At 71.4% G+C, this 17440-nt stretch carries 16 protein-coding genes and 2 pseudogenes; 8 read left to right on the top strand and 10 right to left on the bottom strand.

The window, feature by feature from the left end:
* The first annotated feature begins 8 nt into the window (after positions 1 to 8).
* The 5 genes and pseudogenes from OG741_RS31860 to OG741_RS31840 all read left to right on the top strand — a co-directional run.
* On the top strand, positions 9 to 503 hold the full coding sequence (locus OG741_RS31860) for an NUDIX domain-containing protein (RefSeq protein ID WP_405603504.1): 495 nt from the start codon (positions 9 to 11) through the stop codon (positions 501 to 503).
* A 40-nt stretch (positions 504 to 543) separates the two neighbouring features.
* Positions 544 to 1272 carry an SIR2 family NAD-dependent protein deacylase gene (locus OG741_RS31855; RefSeq protein ID WP_405603503.1) on the top strand — a complete coding sequence of 243 codons (729 nt, stop codon included), beginning with the start codon at positions 544 to 546 and terminating at the stop codon, positions 1270 to 1272.
* A gap of 186 nt (positions 1273 to 1458) precedes the next feature.
* Positions 1459 to 1686, top strand: coding sequence for an NAD(P)-binding protein (locus tag OG741_RS31850; protein ID WP_405603501.1), 228 nt, complete (start codon positions 1459 to 1461; stop codon positions 1684 to 1686).
* On the top strand, positions 1686 to 3224 hold the full coding sequence (locus tag OG741_RS31845; protein WP_405603500.1) for a hypothetical protein: 1539 nt from the start codon (positions 1686 to 1688) through the stop codon (positions 3222 to 3224). The genes OG741_RS31850 and OG741_RS31845 overlap by 1 nt, the downstream gene beginning before the upstream one ends.
* Before the next feature lie 81 nt (positions 3225 to 3305).
* Positions 3306 to 4031: pseudogene (locus tag OG741_RS31840) on the top strand (SIR2 family NAD-dependent protein deacylase); the annotation flags it as partial.
* 99 nt (positions 4032 to 4130) lie between these two features.
* Here OG741_RS31840 and OG741_RS31835 read toward each other — a convergent pair.
* From OG741_RS31835 to OG741_RS31815, 5 genes and pseudogenes are all read right to left on the bottom strand, one after another.
* Positions 4131 to 4487, bottom strand: a pseudogene (locus OG741_RS31835) (ROK family protein); the annotation flags it as partial.
* Between the two features lie 133 nt (positions 4488 to 4620).
* Positions 4621 to 5115 (bottom strand): methylated-DNA--[protein]-cysteine S-methyltransferase, encoded by a 495-nt coding sequence (locus OG741_RS31830; protein ID WP_405603499.1) that lies wholly within the window; start codon positions 5113 to 5115, stop codon positions 4621 to 4623.
* A 12-nt stretch (positions 5116 to 5127) separates the two neighbouring features.
* On the bottom strand, positions 5128 to 6603 hold the full coding sequence (locus OG741_RS31825; protein WP_405603497.1) for an AlkA N-terminal domain-containing protein: 1476 nt from the start codon (positions 6601 to 6603) through the stop codon (positions 5128 to 5130).
* A 49-nt stretch (positions 6604 to 6652) separates the two neighbouring features.
* Complete coding sequence (locus OG741_RS31820; protein ID WP_405603495.1) at positions 6653 to 7174, bottom strand: O-acetyl-ADP-ribose deacetylase; 522 nt, start codon at positions 7172 to 7174, stop codon at positions 6653 to 6655.
* Between the two features lie 37 nt (positions 7175 to 7211).
* Positions 7212 to 8636, bottom strand: coding sequence for a phytoene desaturase family protein (locus OG741_RS31815; protein ID WP_405603493.1), 1425 nt, complete (start codon positions 8634 to 8636; stop codon positions 7212 to 7214).
* A gap of 86 nt (positions 8637 to 8722) precedes the next feature.
* On the opposite strand from OG741_RS31815, the gene OG741_RS31810 reads away from it, so the two are divergent.
* Positions 8723 to 9517: a nucleotidyltransferase family protein gene (locus OG741_RS31810; protein WP_405603491.1), complete on the top strand. Its 795-nt coding sequence runs from the start codon at positions 8723 to 8725 to the stop codon at positions 9515 to 9517.
* A gap of 580 nt (positions 9518 to 10097) precedes the next feature.
* On the opposite strand, the gene OG741_RS31805 is transcribed toward OG741_RS31810, so the two are convergent.
* The 3 genes from OG741_RS31805 to OG741_RS31795 all read right to left on the bottom strand — a co-directional run bounded on the left by OG741_RS31805 (position 10098) and on the right by OG741_RS31795 (position 13470).
* The gene (locus tag OG741_RS31805) at positions 10098 to 10919 is read right to left on the bottom strand and encodes an inositol monophosphatase family protein (RefSeq protein WP_405603490.1); all 822 of its coding nucleotides are present in this window, start codon (positions 10917 to 10919) and stop codon (positions 10098 to 10100) included.
* Between the two features lie 123 nt (positions 10920 to 11042).
* Positions 11043 to 12422 carry an FAD-binding oxidoreductase gene (locus OG741_RS31800; RefSeq protein WP_405603489.1) on the bottom strand — a complete coding sequence of 460 codons (1380 nt, stop codon included), beginning with the start codon at positions 12420 to 12422 and terminating at the stop codon, positions 11043 to 11045.
* A gap of 70 nt (positions 12423 to 12492) precedes the next feature.
* The gene (locus OG741_RS31795) at positions 12493 to 13470 is read right to left on the bottom strand and encodes an antibiotic biosynthesis monooxygenase (RefSeq protein WP_405603487.1); all 978 of its coding nucleotides are present in this window, start codon (positions 13468 to 13470) and stop codon (positions 12493 to 12495) included.
* A gap of 81 nt (positions 13471 to 13551) precedes the next feature.
* Here OG741_RS31795 and OG741_RS31790 point away from each other — a divergent pair, with 81 nt between their 5' ends.
* Together OG741_RS31790 and OG741_RS31785 are read left to right on the top strand one after the other, a co-directional pair.
* Positions 13552 to 14118, top strand: coding sequence for a nucleoside deaminase (locus tag OG741_RS31790; RefSeq protein ID WP_405603486.1), 567 nt, complete (start codon positions 13552 to 13554; stop codon positions 14116 to 14118).
* Positions 14119 to 14250: 132 nt separating this feature from the next.
* Entirely contained in the window at positions 14251 to 15033 is a 783-nt protein-coding gene (locus OG741_RS31785) for a TIGR02569 family protein (protein ID WP_405603485.1), read from the top strand.
* Positions 15034 to 15385: 352 nt separating this feature from the next.
* Here OG741_RS31785 and OG741_RS31780 read toward each other — a convergent pair whose 3' ends face one another.
* Both OG741_RS31780 and OG741_RS31775 read right to left on the bottom strand, forming a co-directional pair.
* Entirely contained in the window at positions 15386 to 15961 is a 576-nt protein-coding gene (locus OG741_RS31780) for a TetR/AcrR family transcriptional regulator (RefSeq protein WP_266482911.1), read from the bottom strand.
* Between the two features lie 5 nt (positions 15962 to 15966).
* The gene (locus OG741_RS31775; RefSeq protein ID WP_405603484.1) at positions 15967 to 17397 is read right to left on the bottom strand and encodes an amidase; all 1431 of its coding nucleotides are present in this window, start codon (positions 17395 to 17397) and stop codon (positions 15967 to 15969) included.
* Between the last annotated feature and the right edge of the window lie 43 nt (positions 17398 to 17440).

Genomic DNA, 17440 nt, shown 5'->3' with positions numbered 1-17440 from the left:
TTCCCCGAGTGACTTCCTCTGACTACGCCACGTACATCGCATCCCTGCCCCGCATCCTCGCCGGTGCCGCCGTTCTCATCCGTGACGGCGAGGGACGTGTGCTGATCGTCGAGCCCAACTACCGCGAGGGCTGGGCGCTGCCCGGCGGGACCATCGAGTCGGATCTGGGCGAAACCCCGCGGCTGGCCGCCCGCAGGGAGGCGCTCGAGGAGATCGGACTCGACGTGGAGCCGGGCGCGCTGCTTGCGGTGGACTGGGTGCAGGGCACCGCGCGGCCGCCGATCGCGGCGTATGTGTACGACGGCGGGGTGCTGACCGAGGCACAGTTCGCGGCGATCCGGCTGCAGGAGGAAGAGCTGATCTCCTGGCGGCTGGTGTCGCGTGACGAGATCCCGGCGCACTTCCTGGGCAGTTCGCTGGGTCACCGGGTGCTGGCCGCTCTGGACGCCCTGGAGAAGGGCAGCGGAACGGTGGAGCTGGAGAACGGGCTGCCGCCCGCGTAATCGGCTCGCCGCCGCGCGGCCTGCTGCGTACGCTCGCGGCATGACTCTCGTCGCGATCCTGAGCGGCGCCGGTATCTCCACGGACTCCGGCATCCCCGACTACCGCGGGCCGAACGGCCTGTGGCGGCGCGACCCGGAGGCCGAGAAGCTCGTCACGTACGACTACTACATGGCCGATCCGGAGATCCGGCGCCGGTCCTGGCAGATGCGGCGGAAGAACCGGACGCTGCAGGCCGAACCCAACGCGGCACACCGGGCCGTGGCGGAGCTGGAGCGGTCCGGGGTGCCGGTGCGGGTGATCACACAGAACGTGGACGGGCTGCACCAGCTCGCCGGCATGCCCGCCCGCAAGGTGCTCGAACTGCACGGCACCGCACGGACCGTGGTGTGCACCAAGTGCCACGCCAAGGCACCGATGGAGGAGGCGCTCGCGCGAGTCGAGGCCGGTGAGGAGGATCCGCCGTGCCTGGAGTGCGGCGGCATCCTCAAGTCGGCCACGGTGATGTTCGGCGAGCGGCTCGACCCCGTGGTCCTGGGCGATGCTCTCGCGATCACCAAGGCATGCCAGGTCTTCATCGCCGTCGGGACGAGCCTCCAGGTCCAGCCCGCCGCGGGGCTTGCCGGAGTCGCCGCCGACCACGGCGCCCGACTGATCATCGTCAACGCCGAGCCGACCCCGTACGACGACCGGGCCGACGAAGTCGTCCGCGAGCCCATCGGCACCGCTCTGCCCGAACTCCTGCGCCGGCTGGGCACCGAGAGCATCTGAGACTACGCCCCCGGAAGGCCCATTACCTGGTCTGGCCGCGCCGGCTACGCACGTTGACAGGCGTCTGTCGACATGTTGCTATGAGGCGCTGCTCAGCCGGGCCTGCTGCCGCGTCGCATGCCGCTCGGGCACCGGATCGACGGTCACTTGATGGGGCGGCGCCCCCCGAACCCAGAGCGAGGACCCATGCCGGAGCGCGCCGCGACCATCATCGGCGGCGGGATCGGCGGCCTCGCGGCGGCCATTGCCCCGCACCGACGGGGCCGGCGTGTCGAGGTGCCGGAACGGGCTGCAGAGTTCACTGAGATCGGCGCCGGTATCTCCCTGTGGCCGAACGCGCTGCACGCGCTCGAGGTGCTCGGCCGGACCGCGCCCCGTGACCGGGTGACCGCGACGGAGAGTGAGAGCCACTGATGCCGGACTGGACTTATCACCCGCTGCGCGGCTCGGCCGCCGCCCTCTTGGGCCGGCGCCGTTCGCAGCGGACCGCACTGAGGCTGTTGGCCTCGATCGGCTCCCGTCCCGTCGGCGCGTGGCTGATCGCTCGGTCGCTCGGCCACCGCCGTCCGCCGGAGCGGCTCGCCGGCGAGATCGCCGGTGTGCCCGTGACCGTCCGCCTCGGCATATCCGTCCCGCCCTCGCTCGCCCGCGAAGCGCTACGCGCCATGCCCCCGCTCGGGGCTGGTGTCGTCGAGGTGGCATCCGTCTCGGCGGCCGAAGCGGAGACCGTACGCGAGGCCGCTGCCGGCCGTTCGATCCCGATGGTCGTCCGCGCTTGCGACCCGGAGGCCGAGGCAGCCCTCAAGCCTCATGTCGACGGGTTCACCAGCGGCGACGAACCGCACGTGGTCCACATGTCCGACCCGTCGGTCACCGCCGCGGCCGCCGCGCTCGAAGAGCCGGGCGCCGTCGTGCTCGCCCGGCCCGGACTGCTCGTCGCGGCCGGACCCGGCTGGTTCGCACGGGTCGCCGAGGCAGTCACGCCCACCGCGCCCGCTCCGGTGCTACGGGACGTCGGTCGCGATCCCCGACGCTGGCCCGCCTGGTGGTGGGCGCTGCTCGTGGGGCTCGGCATGACAGGCGGCGGACTCGGCGCCGCGGCGATCGCGCTCGGGCCGGTGCTGCTCTGGTACGACCGCGACTACCTCGGCATGACGCTGCACGACATGCATGCCGCCAATCACCACCTCGTGCACTTCCTCCAGCACGATCGGATCACCCTGGCCGGCACGATGGTGGCGATCGGCGCGCTCTACACCGGCCTCGCCGTGGGCGGGATCAGACGCGGCTGGACCTGGGCCCGCGATGTCTATCTGCTCTCGGGGGCAGTCGGCTTCCCCACCTTGTTCTACTTCCTGGCCACCGGATTCGTGGAACCTCTGCACACCGCTACCACCATCGTGCTGTTCCCGATGTTCGTGGCCGCGGTCCGCCGGACCCCGTACGCACCGCGGTGGCGCCTGGCGCCCGAGGGGCCGGAGCCGGAGCGCCGACGGGCACTGGCCGGCCAGTTGCTGCTGATCGTCACGGGAGCGGGGCTGTTCGTCGGCGGAGCGGTGATCTCGGTGGTCGGTCTGACCGGCGTCTTTGTGCCGACCGACCTGACCTTCCTGGGCACCAGCGCGCAGACGCTGGAAATCGTGAATCCCCGGCTTGTGCCGTTCGTCGCCCACGACCGCGCGGGGTTCGGAGGCGCCCTGATGGCCGCCGCGGTGGCGATCACTCTGCTCAGCGCGTGGGGCTGGCGGCGGGGTGAGACATGGGTGTTCTGGACCCTGGCAGCGGCGGCGGCCGCCGGCTTCCTGCCGGCTGTCATGGTGCACGGCGCGATCCACTACACGGACTTCATCCACCTCGCGCCGGTGTACTCCGGCATCGCCCTGACCGGCACCGGCCTGCTGCTCGCCCGTCCGTATCTCTGTGCCAAGTCGTCGGCGAGGCCGAAGGACTGACGGGCCGCCCCGGCTCCCCAGGAGCACACAAGCCCCCGATATCCGGTCGCCCAGTGGGGACGCGCGACTTACCCTCGGCCCATGAACAAGCCCCTCGTCGCCATCCTCAGTGGCGCCGGTGTCTCCACCGATTCCGGGATCCCCGACTACCGCGGGCCGAACGGCCTGTGGCGGCGCGATCCGGAGGCCGAGAAGCTCGTGACCTACGACTACTACATGGCCGATCCGGAGATCCGGCGCCGGTCCTGGCAGATGCGGCGGAAGAACCGGACGCTGCAGGCCAAACCCAACACGGCGCACCGGGCCGTGGCGGAACTGGAGCGGTCCGGGGTGCCCGTGCGGGTGATCACGCAGAACGTGGACGGGCTGCACCAGCTCGCCGGAATGCCCGCACGCAAGGTGCTCGAACTGCACGGCACCGCACGGACCGTGGTGTGCACCAAGTGCCACGCCAAGGCACCGATGGAAGAAGCGCTCGCGCGAGTCGAGGCCGGTGAGGAGGATCCGCCGTGCCTGAAGTGCGGCGGCATCCTCAAGTCGGCCACGGTGATGTTCGGCGAGCGGCTCGACCCCGTCGTACTGGGCGAGGCTCTCGCGATCACCAAGGCATGCCAGGTCTTCATCGCCGTCGGGACGAGCCTCCAGGTCCAGCCCGCCGCGGGGCTTGCCGGCGTCGCCGCCGGCCACGGCGCCCGACTGATCATCGTCAACGCCGAGCCGACCCCGTACGACGACCGAGCCGACGAAGTCGTCCGGGAGCCCATCGGCACCGCCCTGCCCGAACTGCTGCACCGGCTGGACACCGCCGCCGGCGAGGTCGTCGAGCCGCTTGACACCCTGTGGCGTCGGCATCGGCATGCTGCCGATTTCACCGGCCCATCCTCGCGAGCCGCGGACGACCCGTCCCTCGCACAGGTAGGCCGATCCCACTGCGGTCCCACAGACGATCACCGCAGCGGACGAGGCCTTGGAAAGGCCGGCCGACTCCTGCGCGAGAGCACCTCGGATGTCATTGACGAGCAGCAGTGGGGTTCCGTCATGGTGCAGTCCCTCCCAGCCCGTGAGCTGGGGCAACACGTCGGAGATCTTGACCTGACCGTTCTCGACGAGGCCGGGCACGGCGATCCCCAGTGCCGTCGGCTTCAGGGCGTTGTCGGCGATGAAGGCCCGGACAGCGGCTTCGATGTCTGCGGGAACGACCGAGGGACCCGTGGCCAGGCGCCGAGTGAGCGGCGCTTCAAGATCCTGCCCCTCCGCGAGCATGAGCACCTTGGTACCACCGATGTCGACGCCTACTGCCGCATGCCGCATTGCCTCACCTCACGCCGCTATCCCGAACAGAAACCTATCGCCCCGTTGGGAAGCCGAGCGGCTGTGAGATCGCCGGGGCCCGTGCCTAGAACAGCGCGTCGTCCGGTGTACCGGACTCGAACGCCAGCAGCCGCTGCTTGCGGTCGAGTCCGCCGCCGTAGCCCACGAGGCCGCCCGTCGAGCCGATGACCCGGTGGCAGGGGACGATGATCCCGATCGGGTTCTTGCCGTTGGCCAGACCCACCGCGCGGGAGGCACCGGCGTTGCCGAGCGCCTCGGCCAGTTCGCCGTAGGTCCGTGTCTCGCCGTACGGGATCTGCCGCAGCTGTTCCCACACGCGCTGCTGGAAGTCCGTGCCGTGCAGCCGCATCGGCAGGTCGAATTCCGTGAGCTCGCGGGCGAAGTAGGCCTCCAGCTGGCGGATCGCCTCGCCGAAGGCGGCGGGATCCTCCTCGCCGAAGGTCTCCTCGTCGGGCCGGTGGCGCTGCTGGGGCATGTAGAGGCCGCTCAGCACTCCGTCGGTGGCGACGAGGGTCAGCGGGCCGTAGGGACTGTCGACAACCGTGTGCTGCTTGGTCATGGCTGAACTTCCTTAAGAGGGCAGGCGGTTGATGGGGTGATCGTCGGTGGCCCAGAGGTACTGGACGGCGTACGCCCGCCAGGGCCGCCAGGCCGCGGCGCGGTTGGTGAGCGCGGCCGGGGTCGAGGGCAGACCCAGTTCGGCGGCGGCGCGCCGTATGCCGAGGTCGCCGGGCAGGAACGCGTCCGGGTCGCCCAGGGCGCGCATCGCGATCACTTCGACCGTCCAGGGGCCGAAGCCGGGGATCGCGGTCAGCTGGGCGCGGGCCTTGTCCCAGTCGCTGTCGATGCCGAGCCGCAATGAGCCGTCGGCCAGCGCCCCGACGAGGCTCATGACGGTGGTGCGGCGGGTGCCGGGCAGCGCCAGGCTCTGGGGGTCCAGCGTCGCCAGCGCCTCGGAGGACGGGAAGAGATGCGTGAGGCCGCCCTCGGCGTCCTCGATCGCCTCTCCGTGGGCCGTGACCAGGCGGCCCGCGTGGGTGCGGGCCGCGGCCGTCGAGACCTGCTGGCCCAGCACCGCCCGTAGGGCGAACTCCGCCGCGTCGACGGTGCGCGGCACCCGTCGCCCCGGCGCCTTGTCGACCAGCGGCGCGAGCAGCTCGTCCGTACGCAGCTGGTCGTCGACGGCGACCGGATCGGCGTCCAGGTCGAGCATCCAGCGGCAGCGGCTGATCGCGATGGTGAGGTCGCGGGGGTCGGTGAGGGCGAGCCGGCAGGCGATGTGGTCGGGCCGTGGGGTCAGGGCGACGATTCCGTGCCCGTAGGGGAGGTTGAGGGTGCGGCGGTAGGCCCCGTCCAGCCACTCCTCGACGCCGGGTACGCCGGTGGCGGCGAGGTGGCCGAAGAGGTTGCTCGGGTTGAGCGGCGCGCGGTACGGGAGCCGCAGGGAGATCACTCCGGGGGTCTGCGGGGGTGCGGTACGGCTGCGGGTGGCGCGGGCGCGCAGTTCGCCGGGGGCGAGTGCGAAGACTTCGCGGACGGTGTCGTTGAAGGTGCGGATGGAGGCGAAACCGGCCGCGAAGGCGACCTGGGCCATCGGGAGCGGGGTGGTTTCGATGAGCAGGCGCGCGGTCTGGGCGCGCTGTGCGCGGGCCAGGGCGAGCGGTCCCGCGCCCAGCTCGGCGAGGAGCTGGCGCTCGATCTGCCGGGTGGAGTAGCCGAGGCGGGCTGCGAGGCCCGGTACCCCTTCGCGGTCCACGACTCCGTCGCGGATGAGACGCATGGCGCGTGCGACGGTGTCCGCGCGGGCGTTCCACTCCGGAGAGCCGGGGCTGGTGTCGGGGCGGCAGCGCTTGCAGGCCCGGAATCCGGCCTGCTGACAGGCGGCGGCGCTCGGGTAGAAGGTCATGTTCTCGACCTTCGGCGGCACCACCGGGCAGCTGGGGCGGCAGTAGATCCGCGTGGTCAGCACGGCCGTGAAGAACCAGCCGTCGAATCGGGCGTCCTTCGACTGGACGGCGCGTACGCAGCGCTCGGTGTCGGTGTGCATGGCTCAAGCATCCGGCAGCGCCAGGGCCGGTGCTAGCGAGAAAACGACATCAGCCTTGCGCTGCCAGGGCGGTCTCGAATTCTCTGTACGCATGCTCGTCGAAGAGCACGAAACGGACCTCGGTGACCGGCGCGGCGGCCGCCTCGCGGACCGTACGGACCGCGATACGCGCGCCGTCGTCCATCGGCCAGCCGTAGATGCCGGTCGAGATGGCGGGGAAGGCGATGGTGCTCGCGCCCAACTCCCGTGCCACGCGCAGCGATTCACGGTAACAGGAGGCCAGCAGGCCGGAACGGTCCTCCTGCCGGGACCACACGGGGCCGACCGTGTGGATCACATGGTCGGCGTCCAGGCGGCCGGCGGTGGTGGCGACGGCCTGCCCGGTGCGCAGGCCCTTGCCGTAATGCGAGGCGCGCAGGGCACGGCATTCCGCGAGGATCTCGGGTCCACCGCGACGGTGGATGGCTCCGTCGACACCACCGCCGCCGAGCAGTGAGGAATTGGCGGCGTTGACGATGGCGTCGACACGCTGCCGGGTGATGTCCCCGCGCACGAGCGTGATCTCGACCATGACTTCAGCCTACGCACGTGGACCATGCGGCTTCGGCCTACGCGGAGTGCCCCCTGCGCAGACTGCGCCAGACCGCCTTCGCGGCGTGGTGGCCGGACATGCCGTGCACACCGGGGCCCGGCGGGGTCGCGGAGGAGCAGATGAAGACGGCGGGGTGCGCGGTGGCGTACGGGACGCGGGCGAGCCTGGGACGGATCAGCGTCTGGAGTCCGGCGAAGGCTCCGCAGGCGATGTCCCCGCCCACGTAGTTGGCGTTGCGCCGGGCGAGCTGGGGCGGGCCCGCGACGGCGCGGGCCAGCACGAGGTCGCGGAAACCGGGCGCGAACCGCTCCAGCTGCCGCTCGATGACCTCGGTCGCGTCGCCCTCCCAGCCGGCCGGCACATGGCCGTACGCCCAAAGGACATGCTTGCCCGCCGGAGCGCGGGAGGGGTCCACCAGGCTGGGCTGGGCGGTGATCAGGAAGGGGACCTTGGGGTCACGGCCCCCGACGGCGGCGGTCAGGGCCGCGTCGATCTCGCCGGCGGTTGGGCCGATGTGCACGGTCCCTGCCGCACGGGCCTCCTGCGCGGTCCAGGGCACGGGCCCCGAGAGCGCGTAGTCGATCTTGAAAGCGGCGGCGCCGTAGCGGTAGTGCTGATACGCCTGGCCGAGACCCGCGATCCTGGCGAGCGCGGTCGGCGAGGTGTCGAAGACATACGCACGGGCAGGGGGCAGCTCGTCCAGCCGCTTCACCTCCGTGCCCGTATGGATCACGCCGCCCTGCTCACGCAGATACGAGGCGAGAGCGTCCGAGATCGCCTGCGAACCGCCGCGCGGCACCGGCCAGCCGACCTCGTGCGCGGCGAGCGCGAAGCACAGGGCGATCCCGGCGGTGGCGAACCCGCTGGTGGGGGCGATGGCATGGGCGGCAAGACCGGCGAACAGACCGCGGGCCCGCTCCCCCTCGAAACGGCGCGAGACCCAGGTGGCGGGCTGCAGCGCGACCATCCCGAAGCGGGCGAGACGGTACGGGTCGCGGGGCAGGCCGTCCCAGGGGGTGCGCAGGAAGTCCGCGGCGAGGGTGTCCCAGTGCCCGAGGAAGGGCGCGACGAGCCGTCGGTACGCCCCGGCGTCACCGGCGCCCAGCGACATGGCGCTCTCACCGACCGACCTGCTCAGCACGGCCGCGGTGCCGTCCGGAAAGGGGTGCGCGAGGGGCAGTTCGGGGTGCAGCCACTCCAGGCCGTGCCGGGCCAGCGGCATGGCGGCGAAGGCCGGTGAGCCGATGCCGAGCGGATGGACGGCGGAGCAGGGGTCGTGCCGGAAGCCCGGGAGGGTGAGCTCCTCGGTCCTCGCTCCCCCGCCGACGGTGTCCATCGCCTCGTACACCGCCACCGAGAAGCCGCGGCGGGCCAATTCGACAGCTGCGGTCAGCCCGTTGGGCCCCGCCCCCACGACGACGGCATCGAGCATCGACGGCACCTTCGGACTCCTTTGTCAGCCGATGGCCAAGGTCCCCAGGATATTGCGGAGCACCGACAGCGGGGGCGGCGGTAGGCTCCGCGGCGATGATTTCCCGAATCGAAGCGATGTCGCAGCAGCTCATGGCCGTATGCGGGGTGCGCGCGGTGGCCCTGGGCGGCAGCCGCGCCCGGGGCACGCACCGCCCGGACTCCGACTGGGACCTGGGCGTCTACTACCGGGGTTCGGTCGATACCGGGGCGCTGGCGGCCCTCGCCACAGAGGTGACGGGCACGCAGGTGGACATCGCGGGCCCCGGCGGCTGGGGTCCCTGGGTCAACGGCGGCGCGTGGCTGACGGTGGACGGCGGCCAGGTGGACTGGATCCTGCGCGACCTCGACCGCGTCGAGGCGGTCTGGGCGGACTGCCTGGCGGGGCGGTACGAGACGGGCATGCAGGCCGGCCACCCCCTGGGCTTCTGGTCGCCCGCGTACGCGGGCGAGGTGGCGCTGTGCCGCGTACTGGCCGACGCGGACGGCGAGTTGACGTCACTGCGCACCCAGGCCCAGGGGTACCCGGAGCCGCTGCGCCGCGCTCTGATCGACGCGGCGTGGGAGGCGGACTTCTCGGTCGCGGCGGCGCGGAAGTCGGTGGGCGCGGGGGACGTGCTGCATGTGTCGCTGTGCCTGAGCAGGGCGTTCGGCGTCCTGGTCCAGTCGCTGCACGCGCACGCGAGGGTGTGGTGTCTGAACGAAAAGGGCGCGCTGAGGACGGCGACGTCTTTGCCCGCGGCGCCGGAGGACTTCGCGGCCAGGGTGTCGGGGGCGCTGCGGGGCCTGGACACGGGGGCGGTGGACTCGGCGGACGCGCTGGTGGCCGAGGCGAGGTCGCGGCTGGGCTAGCGGCGCGGGGTATGGGGTCCGGTGTGCGGGCGGCCGCGGGGCGCGGGCCTTGGAGGGTGCGTTGCGCGGTGCTGCCGCAGGGTGCGGCCTTGCGGGTGCGTTGCGCGGGCACGCCGCAGGGTGCGGCCTTGCGGGTGCGTTGCGCGGGCACGCCGCAGGGTGCGGGTTCGGGGGCCGCTGCGCGGGCCTTGTCCCCTCCCCGCCCTCCCCCTACGGCCTGGCGGCCGTGGGAGGTACCCCCATCCCACAACCGGGGCTCCGCCCCGGACCCCGGTCCTCAAACGCCGGACGGGCTGAATGGCCGGTGCCGGACTGGCGGCGCGGAGTGATCGCATCAGGCGGCGCGAAGCTGCCGCTCCTGCGGCGCAGGGCGCCAGGGGGTGCGGGGGAACCAGCCCGCACTGTGCGGCGCCGCGTAGGCGCCGGAGCCGCGGAGGTGGAGAGGCCAGCCCAGGGTCCTCGGGCTCGACCGCGAAGCCGTTGGAGCACAGCAGCCCGACTGTGGGGGCGCCAGCCCCCCACAGGGCCCTGGGTCGGAGCCGCAAAAGTCACAGCGGGCAGGGGCGGGGTGGGGAAACACTCACCCGCGCAACAGGTCCCGCACCCTCTCCGCCGTACCCCCGTCCCTCGCCGCCGTGAACGGCAGCGCATTGCCTCCCCCGATACGGAACCGCTCCCCCGACACCGTCATCTGCGCGCCGCCCGCCTCCGTCACCAGGAGCAGGCCCGCCGCGTGGTCCCATGCGTTCTCCCAGGAGAAGGCCACCGCGTCCAGGTCGCCCCGGGCCACCGACAGGTACTCCAGGCCCGCCGATCCGCAGGGGCGGGACTGGATGCCCTCGGCGTTCAGGCCGAGCAGGGCGTGCTTCTGGTCCGGGGTGGTGTAGTCCGGGTGGGACATCGCGATCTCCAGCACCGCGCCCGGCGTCGGCGAACCCGACCGTATGGGCGTGCCGTTGAGCCGTGCGCCGCCGCCCCGTATCGCGATCGCCATCTCCTCCAGGACCGGCGCGTACGTCCAGGACGCGAGCACCTCGCCGTGCTGTGCGAGAGCGACGAGCGTGCAGAATCCGGGCTCGCCGCGGACGAACTGCCGTGTGCCGTCCACCGGGTCGACGATCCAGACGGGCGCGTCGCCCTGCAGCGCCTCGTACACCGAAGGGTCCGCGTGGACGGCCTCCTCGCCCACCACGACGGAGCCGGGCAGCAGCGCCGTCAGCGAGGCGGTCAGGTGTTCCTCGGCATTGCGGTCGGCCGTCGTCACAAGATCGTGCGGGCCGGTCTTCTCGACGATCTCGTGCGCGGCGAGCTGGCGGTAGCGCGGCGTGATCTCGGTGGCGGCCGCCTTGCGGACCGCCTCCTCGACTGCGGAAAGATCACCGTTCAAGAAGTCATCGATCATTTCTCCAGCAAAGCACGGCCCGCTGACATCGCGCTGTCCGGTCCGCGCCCCATGGCGTAACCCTGCATTCCCCTCGGGTTCCATGGGTCACCGACAGTGATGACGTGACCACGCCACCGCGGTTTATCGCCCGAGATAGGAGAAGAAGACGTCCTCGGGGTCGTAGCGTGCCTTGAGCCGTTCCAGCCGGTCCCAGTCGGCCGGACTGAAGGAGCGTCGGGTGCGGGAGGGGTCGGCCATGAGGTCGGCTTCGGCGATGTAATGGCCCGTGCCGAGGGGTTCGACGGCTCGCATGGCGTCGCGCAGCCAGCGCATGTTGGCGTCGTCCTGCGCCGGGGAGTCCCAGATCGCGAACGGGACGACATAGCTGTCGCCGAGCACCGAGAAGGCCATGTCCTGCTGGAGCGCCTTGTCCCGTGAGACCGGTGACACGGGGGCGAGTACGAGGGACCTCTCCGAGGGGGCCGCGGCGACGACTGCGGCGAGCCTCGACAGGAGGGTTTCGTAGTCCGCGCCGGACCAGAGTGTGTCAGCCGCACAACGGTAACTGGCCGGCCACAGGGTCCCGGAGCTCTCGTCGAGGGCCTCGAGGGAGGCCGGCTCGTCGGCCTGGATGAAGAGGGCACGGTCGTCGAGCGGGCAGGCACGCAGCGGCCCGAGAGAGCGGATCGCCTCGTCCTGGCTGTCCGCGAAGGCGGTGGCCGCGACAACGACCACCTTGGGCCTCGGTGTGGCCGCCGACATGGCCGGGTCGGCAGTGCCCATCAGGAAGGACAGTTCGACGGTCCGCGGGAGTTCGGTGGCGGCCTCGCTCACCCAGCGGGTCACGGGTACGACGTCCGCCAGCGCAAAGGCGTACGTGGTCGTCACGATCGCCTCCGGGCGCGGGTGCAGGGCGAGGCGGAAGCCGGTGACAATCGCGAAGAAACCGGGGCCGGCTCCGCGCGCCGCCCAGAACAGGTCGGCGTTCTCCTCCGCGTCGCATCGGACGACCTCGCCGGCGGCCGTGACGGCTTCTATCTGCCGCACGCTCGCGCAAGCCGGTCCCAGCGCGCCGGAATTCCAGCCGAGACCGCCGCTGAGGAGGTACCCGCCGACGGCGACGGAGCCGCAGTGCCCGGTGGGGAAGGCCAGGCCGTGCCGGGAGAGTTCGGCGGCGAGTGCGCCGCCGGTGACGGCGGGCTGGACGGTCGCCGTGGCCGAGTTCGGGTCGATGTGGGTCCGGTTGAGTGCGGCGAGGTCGATGAGCATGCCTCCGTCGCGCAGTGGCGAGCCGCACCAGCTGTGCCCGCCCGCCCGTACGGCGATGCGCAGGCCCTCGGAGCGGGCGAGTGCCACGGCTTCCGGGACATCGCGTTCCGAGGCGACCCGGACGATCAACTCGGGGAACCGGTGGGGCTTGAGCCCGTTCCACAGGATGTCCCGCCGGGTGCTCTCGTATCCGGGGTCGCCCCGCCGGACGATGTCTCCTTCGATACGCCGCGCCTGCGTCTGTCCGCCCACGATGACCCCATTGGTTGACCAGTCGTCAGTCAGTCGTCAGTCGGTCCTCGGTCAGTCAGTCCTCGGTCGGTCAGTCAGTGGTCAGGCCGAAGACCAGGATGAAGACCGCCCAGCACAGCATCACCACCAGCGCTCCCGCCACATGCGTACGCGTGGAACGTGCCCGGCTGGGCAGCAGCCAGAACGCGAGGGCTCTGTTGACCAGCGGCATCAGCACCCAGGTCAGGATGGAGACACTCAGCACATTGGAGATGAACAGTCCCAGATACCCGGGTACGCCCCAGTCGTCGAATTCCTTTCCCACCGTCAGATCCAGAACCATCACCGTCGGATAGAGCGCCAGAACGACGGACATGGCCTGTTTCCAGTTGGACGGAATCCCTTCCTCGTCGCCCTCCCCGAAACGGAACCAGCCGCTGAACGCCGACCCGATCTTGCGTACGTCGTACGAGGAGAAGTACTGGCGCCCCTCGTGCAGCAGCTTTTCGCGTTCGGCAGAGTCGAGCCATGCGTCGAGGTTGTCACGAGTGTCGTAACGGAAAACGACCACCCAGTTGTCCTGGATTCCCTTCACCGGCTCGAACAACTCGGTCCCCATAAAACCGGGATGCTTTTCCTGCGTCTTCAGGACCTTGTCCTGCCAACGCTTGAAGTCGCGTTCTTTCCCCGGCCGTACGGAATGGGAGATGACCGCCGTGACAGCCCGCGGCTCCTGAGGGGCGGGCGCTCCGCCGGCCAATACCTCCAGGGTCGGGGCGCCGTCGAACAGCAGTTGCGCCTCGTCCAGGAGCCTGCGGCGAGCGGCGGAGTCCAGCCATGCGGTCAGTTGGTCGACACGGGAGAAGCGGAAGACCACCACCCACTCGTTCTCCTCGCCGGAGTCCGGTGGATACAGCTCCGCGCCCTCGAAGCCGTCAAAGCCCTCGGCTACGTGGTTGGTCTTCTCCTGCCAGCGCTTATAGGCGTCAACCCGGCCCTCCCGGACCTTCTGGGAGGTCACGACGGTGGCACCGTCGCCGCCCGGGACACGGCTTGCAGTAACACCCATACGGAGTAGCCTACTACGTAGGGGAGTTATCGGACAAATGGGGGAATTATACCTCGGTGTGTGGTGAAGCGGAGGTTCGACATGGGACACAAGGAGTTTCTGTCGGAGGCGATACGGCTGGCCACCGAGTCCGTGGAAGAGGGATGGGGCGGCCCTTTCGGCGCGGTTATCACCCGTGACGACGAGATCGTCGCCCGCGGCCAGAATCGCGTACTCCTCACCGGCGACCCCACCGCGCACGCCGAAGTGGAGACCATCCGCAAAGCGGTTCAGCGGCTCAATCCCGAGGCGCCCTCCATATCGGAGGATCACCAGAACGAGAGCACGCTCGAATACGTGCAGCGCCCGGCAGGATCCCCCGACCCGGTACCGGAGAGGGCCCGGATGCTCAAGGGGTGCACGATCTACATCAGCGGCGCCCCGTGCCCGATGTGCATGAGCGCCATCTACTGGTCGCGGATCGACAACGTCTATTTCAGCTGCGATCTGAAAGCCACGCGTGAGATCGGATTCGATGACGCCTTCCAGTACGAGGACTTCATGAAGCCCCTCGACGAGCGCAGGATCCAGATCGAGCAGATCCACCCCGAGATGGGTGCGAAGGCCTACGAGGCGTGGAGTACAAAGCCCGACCGGCACCCCTACTGAACTGACAGGGTGTCACCTGGCGGCGATACGAGGCGGAACGCGCCGCGGTCGCTGCGCTCGGCACCTCGAATTCATCGAGTACGAAGGGAAAGTTCGGCAGCCATGCAAGCCAGCCGCCTACGCTTCCCGGCCATGACCCAGTCCCCCGCACCGTCCGCTCGCGTACTCACGGCTTTCGGGGCGTCCGAAGCACCCGTCCCGCTCCCCGGCGGCCATGGTTCCGCCTGGCGTTCAGGACCGCTGGTGCTGAAGCCCGCCGTCTCGGAGCCCGAGACGGTATGGCGTGCGGGCGTGCTGCACCATCTGCCGAAGGCCCCCGACTTCCGCGTGGCCCGCCCCGCCCCGGCGGCGGACGGGGGCTGGGCGGCGCACGGCTGGGAGGCCTGGCGGCTGACCGGCGGATCCGCCGATCCGCACCGCGCCGACGACGTCATCCGGGCAGGCGAGGCGTTCCACGCGGCGCTCAGTGACCTGCCCCGCCCGCGTTTCCTCGGCGTACGGGACGACCCGTGGTCCCGCGCGGACCGGCTGGCCTGGCAGGAGACCGACGAGGTCCCGGACTTCCCGCTGCTCAAGCCGCTGTTGGCCGCCCGCCGCCCGGTCGAGGCACCCGCCCAGATCGTCCACGGCGATCTGCTGGGCAACGTCCTCTTCGAGCCCGGCCTGCCGCCCGCGATCACCGATTGGGCTCCGTACTGGCGCCCGGCGGCCTGGGCCTCGGCGATCGTCGCGGTCGACGCGCTGTGCTGGTCCGCGGCCGATGCGGCGCTGCTGGAGCGCTGGTCACATGTGCCGGACTGGGGTCAACTCCTCGTCCGCGCGCTGATCTTCCGTATCGCGACGCGGGAGAGCGTGGACGAGGCGGCAGAGAGCGAGTACCGGCCGGTCGTGGACCTGGTCCTGGCGACCGGCTGACTGGGCCCGGGGGTCTTTCCCCACCCCGCCCTCCCCCTACGGCCTGGCGGCCGTGGGAGGTACCCCCATCCCGAACTGGGGGCAAGCCCCCAGACCCCCGGTCGGGGCTTCGCCCCGGACCCCGAATGCGACCTTCGGCCGCATGTCCTCAAACGCCGGACGGGCTGAATAATCAGCCCCGCCGCACAATCCAGCCCCGCCGGCGCTTGAGGCGTGGTCCCGGACGCGAAATTCAGCCCCTCCGGCGTTTGAGGCGCGCGGAGGTTGGGGGTCCCCCGGACGGAGTCGGGGGAGGGCGGCGTGGGGAACAAGCCCGCCGCAGGTGGCACCGCGCCGCACCGCACCGCGCCGCCTACCTCCCCACCGCCCCCCGCGCCAGCAGCAGCAGCGCGTCCACCAGGTCCTGCGACGGGCCGCCCGTCGCCAGGCGGCGGAGCTGGAGGCCCATCACCAGCGCGACCGTCGTCGCGGCGAGGTGCTCCGCGTCGGGGACGCCGAGGCCGGTGAGGATCTGCGTCGCCAGCCGGTCGTACGCCGCGAAGGCCTCCGCCGCGGCCTCCCGCAGCCGTTCGTCGCGCCCGGCCTCGACGTACAGCTCGAAGGGCGCGATGTGCTCGCTGTCGAAGGCGGTGCCGCCCGCCACCTGGCCCGCCAGGGCAGCCGCGCCGTCGATGTCGACGCCGTCGCTCTGGCACTGGTCGGCGAGTTCGGTGAAGCGGCGGGTCTCCTCGCGCACGAAGTGCAGCAGGCTCTCGCGCAGCAACTCGTGCTGGGTCTCGAAGTGGTACGTGACCGAGCCGAGCGAGACCCCGGCCTCCTTGGCGATCCGCCGGTTGGTGACCGCCGCGACCCCGTCCTTGCCGATGATGTGCAGGACGGCGGTGATGATGCGCTGCCGGGTGGGGGCGGAGCGGGCGGGGCTGGACATGGCGGTCATTGTTCCACCGGCACGCTCCCGGGGATCAGCGGGGCGGGCGGGCGCTTCTCGTACCAGCGCAGGTCGGCCTCCAGTTGGGCGGCGAGCGAGATCAGCCGTTCCTCGCTGCCTGCGGGGCCGAGCAGTTGGGCGCCGAAGGGCAGTCCGTCGGCCGTGAGACCGGCGGGGACGTTGACGCCGGGCCAGCCGAGGACGTTCCAGGGCCAGGCGTACGGGCACGCGGCGGCCATGATCGCGTCCGTACGCCAGGCGCTGAGGCCGTCGAAGGTGCCGATGCGCGGGGGCGGGGCCGCGGTCGTGGGCGTGAGAACGACGTCGTACGAGTCGAAGATCGCGCCGATCCGCCGGTGCTGGCGGACTTCGCGGGCGCGGGCGGCCCGCACGACGCGCCCGCCGAGTGTCCGGCCGTGCCGCATGGCGGTGCGGGTGCGCGGGTCGAGGAGTGCGGGCTCGGGGTGGAGGGCCGCGACCTCGGCTATGCCCGCGGTGGCGCGCGGCACGAAGGCGAGGCCGATCAGCCCGTAGCGCGGCCGGGCCTCCTCGACATGGTGGCCGAGCCGGGCGAGTGCTTCGGCAAGTGCGGTGACGCCGCGGCGTACTTCGGGGTGCGGCATGCTGCGGGTGAGGGTGAGCGGGGGCCGCCAGGCGAGGGCGATGCGCAGTCGGCCCGGGTCGCGGCGGGCCGCGGCCGAGGCGTCGATCGCGGCGGGCTGGTGCAGGTCTTCGGCGTGCGGGCCCTGCACCACGTCGAGCAGCAGGGCGGCGTCGGCGACGGTGCGGGCGAGCGGGCCGTTGACGGCGAGGCCCTGGAAGGCGTCGGCGTAAGGGTGGAGGGAGACCCGTCCGCGCTGCGGTTTGATGCCGACGAGATGGGACCAGGCTGCCGGGATACGGACCGAGCCCGCGCCGTCGGAGCCGAGGGCTGCGGGCACGAGCCCGGCGGCGACGGCTGCCGCGGAGCCGCCGGAGGAGCCGCCCGGGGTGTGGTCGGTTGACCAGGGGTTGCGGGTGGCGCCGAAGGCGGGGCCTTCGGTGAACGGCCACTGTCCGAGTTCGCAGGAGTTGGTCTTGCCGACGATGACGGCGCCGGCCGCGCGCAGTCGGCGTACCGCCTCTCCGTCCCGTTCGGCCGGGGCGAGTTCGCCGGAGCAGCCGAAGAGGGTAGGCAGCCCGGCCACGTCGGTGTCGTCCTTGACGGCGACCGGCACACCGAGCAGCGGCAGCCGCTCCCCTGCCGCGAGCCGCCGGTCGGCGTCCCTGGCTTCGTCGACGGCCCGTTCGCCGCGTGTCCAGCGGAAGGCGTTGATGGTGGACTGGCTGGCCTCGATGCGCCGGAGCGCGTCGCTCACGAGCTCCTCCGAGGAGGTGTGACCGCCCCTCAACACCCTTATGTGTTCTGCCAGTCCGCCGAATTCGTCTGTGGACACGACCGCCCCGCCTCCCTATTGTTCGTTCGAACGAACAGAACTG

The sequence above is a fragment of the Streptomyces sp. NBC_01410 genome (assembly GCF_045040195.1).
Classification (GTDB): domain Bacteria; phylum Actinomycetota; class Actinomycetes; order Streptomycetales; family Streptomycetaceae; genus Streptomyces.
The sequence above is the reverse complement of the archived record's forward strand: the minus strand, read 5'-3'. Positions and strand labels throughout refer to the sequence as shown.

What these genes read in the sequence shown, in the direction of transcription:
- OG741_RS31785 (WP_405603485.1), top strand. Translation starts at nt 14,251, where the DNA reads ATGACCCAGTCCCCCGCACCGTCCGCTCGCGTACTCACGGCTTTCGGG.
- OG741_RS31805 (WP_405603490.1), bottom strand. Translation starts at nt 10,919, where the DNA reads ATGATCGATGACTTCTTGAACGGTGATCTTTCCGCAGTCGAGGAGGCG.
- OG741_RS31810 (WP_405603491.1), top strand. Translation starts at nt 8,723, where the DNA reads ATGATTTCCCGAATCGAAGCGATGTCGCAGCAGCTCATGGCCGTATGC.
- OG741_RS31795 (WP_405603487.1), bottom strand. Translation starts at nt 13,470, where the DNA reads ATGGGTGTTACTGCAAGCCGTGTCCCGGGCGGCGACGGTGCCACCGTC.
- OG741_RS31850 (WP_405603501.1), top strand. Translation starts at nt 1,459, where the DNA reads ATGCCGGAGCGCGCCGCGACCATCATCGGCGGCGGGATCGGCGGCCTC.
- OG741_RS31820 (WP_405603495.1), bottom strand. Translation starts at nt 7,174, where the DNA reads ATGGTCGAGATCACGCTCGTGCGCGGGGACATCACCCGGCAGCGTGTC.
- OG741_RS31780 (WP_266482911.1), bottom strand. Translation starts at nt 15,961, where the DNA reads ATGTCCAGCCCCGCCCGCTCCGCCCCCACCCGGCAGCGCATCATCACC.
- OG741_RS31830 (WP_405603499.1), bottom strand. Translation starts at nt 5,115, where the DNA reads ATGACCAAGCAGCACACGGTTGTCGACAGTCCCTACGGCCCGCTGACC.
- OG741_RS31845 (WP_405603500.1), top strand. Translation starts at nt 1,686, where the DNA reads ATGCCGGACTGGACTTATCACCCGCTGCGCGGCTCGGCCGCCGCCCTC.
- OG741_RS31790 (WP_405603486.1), top strand. Translation starts at nt 13,552, where the DNA reads ATGGGACACAAGGAGTTTCTGTCGGAGGCGATACGGCTGGCCACCGAG.
- OG741_RS31825 (WP_405603497.1), bottom strand. Translation starts at nt 6,603, where the DNA reads ATGCACACCGACACCGAGCGCTGCGTACGCGCCGTCCAGTCGAAGGAC.
- OG741_RS31855 (WP_405603503.1), top strand. Translation starts at nt 544, where the DNA reads ATGACTCTCGTCGCGATCCTGAGCGGCGCCGGTATCTCCACGGACTCC.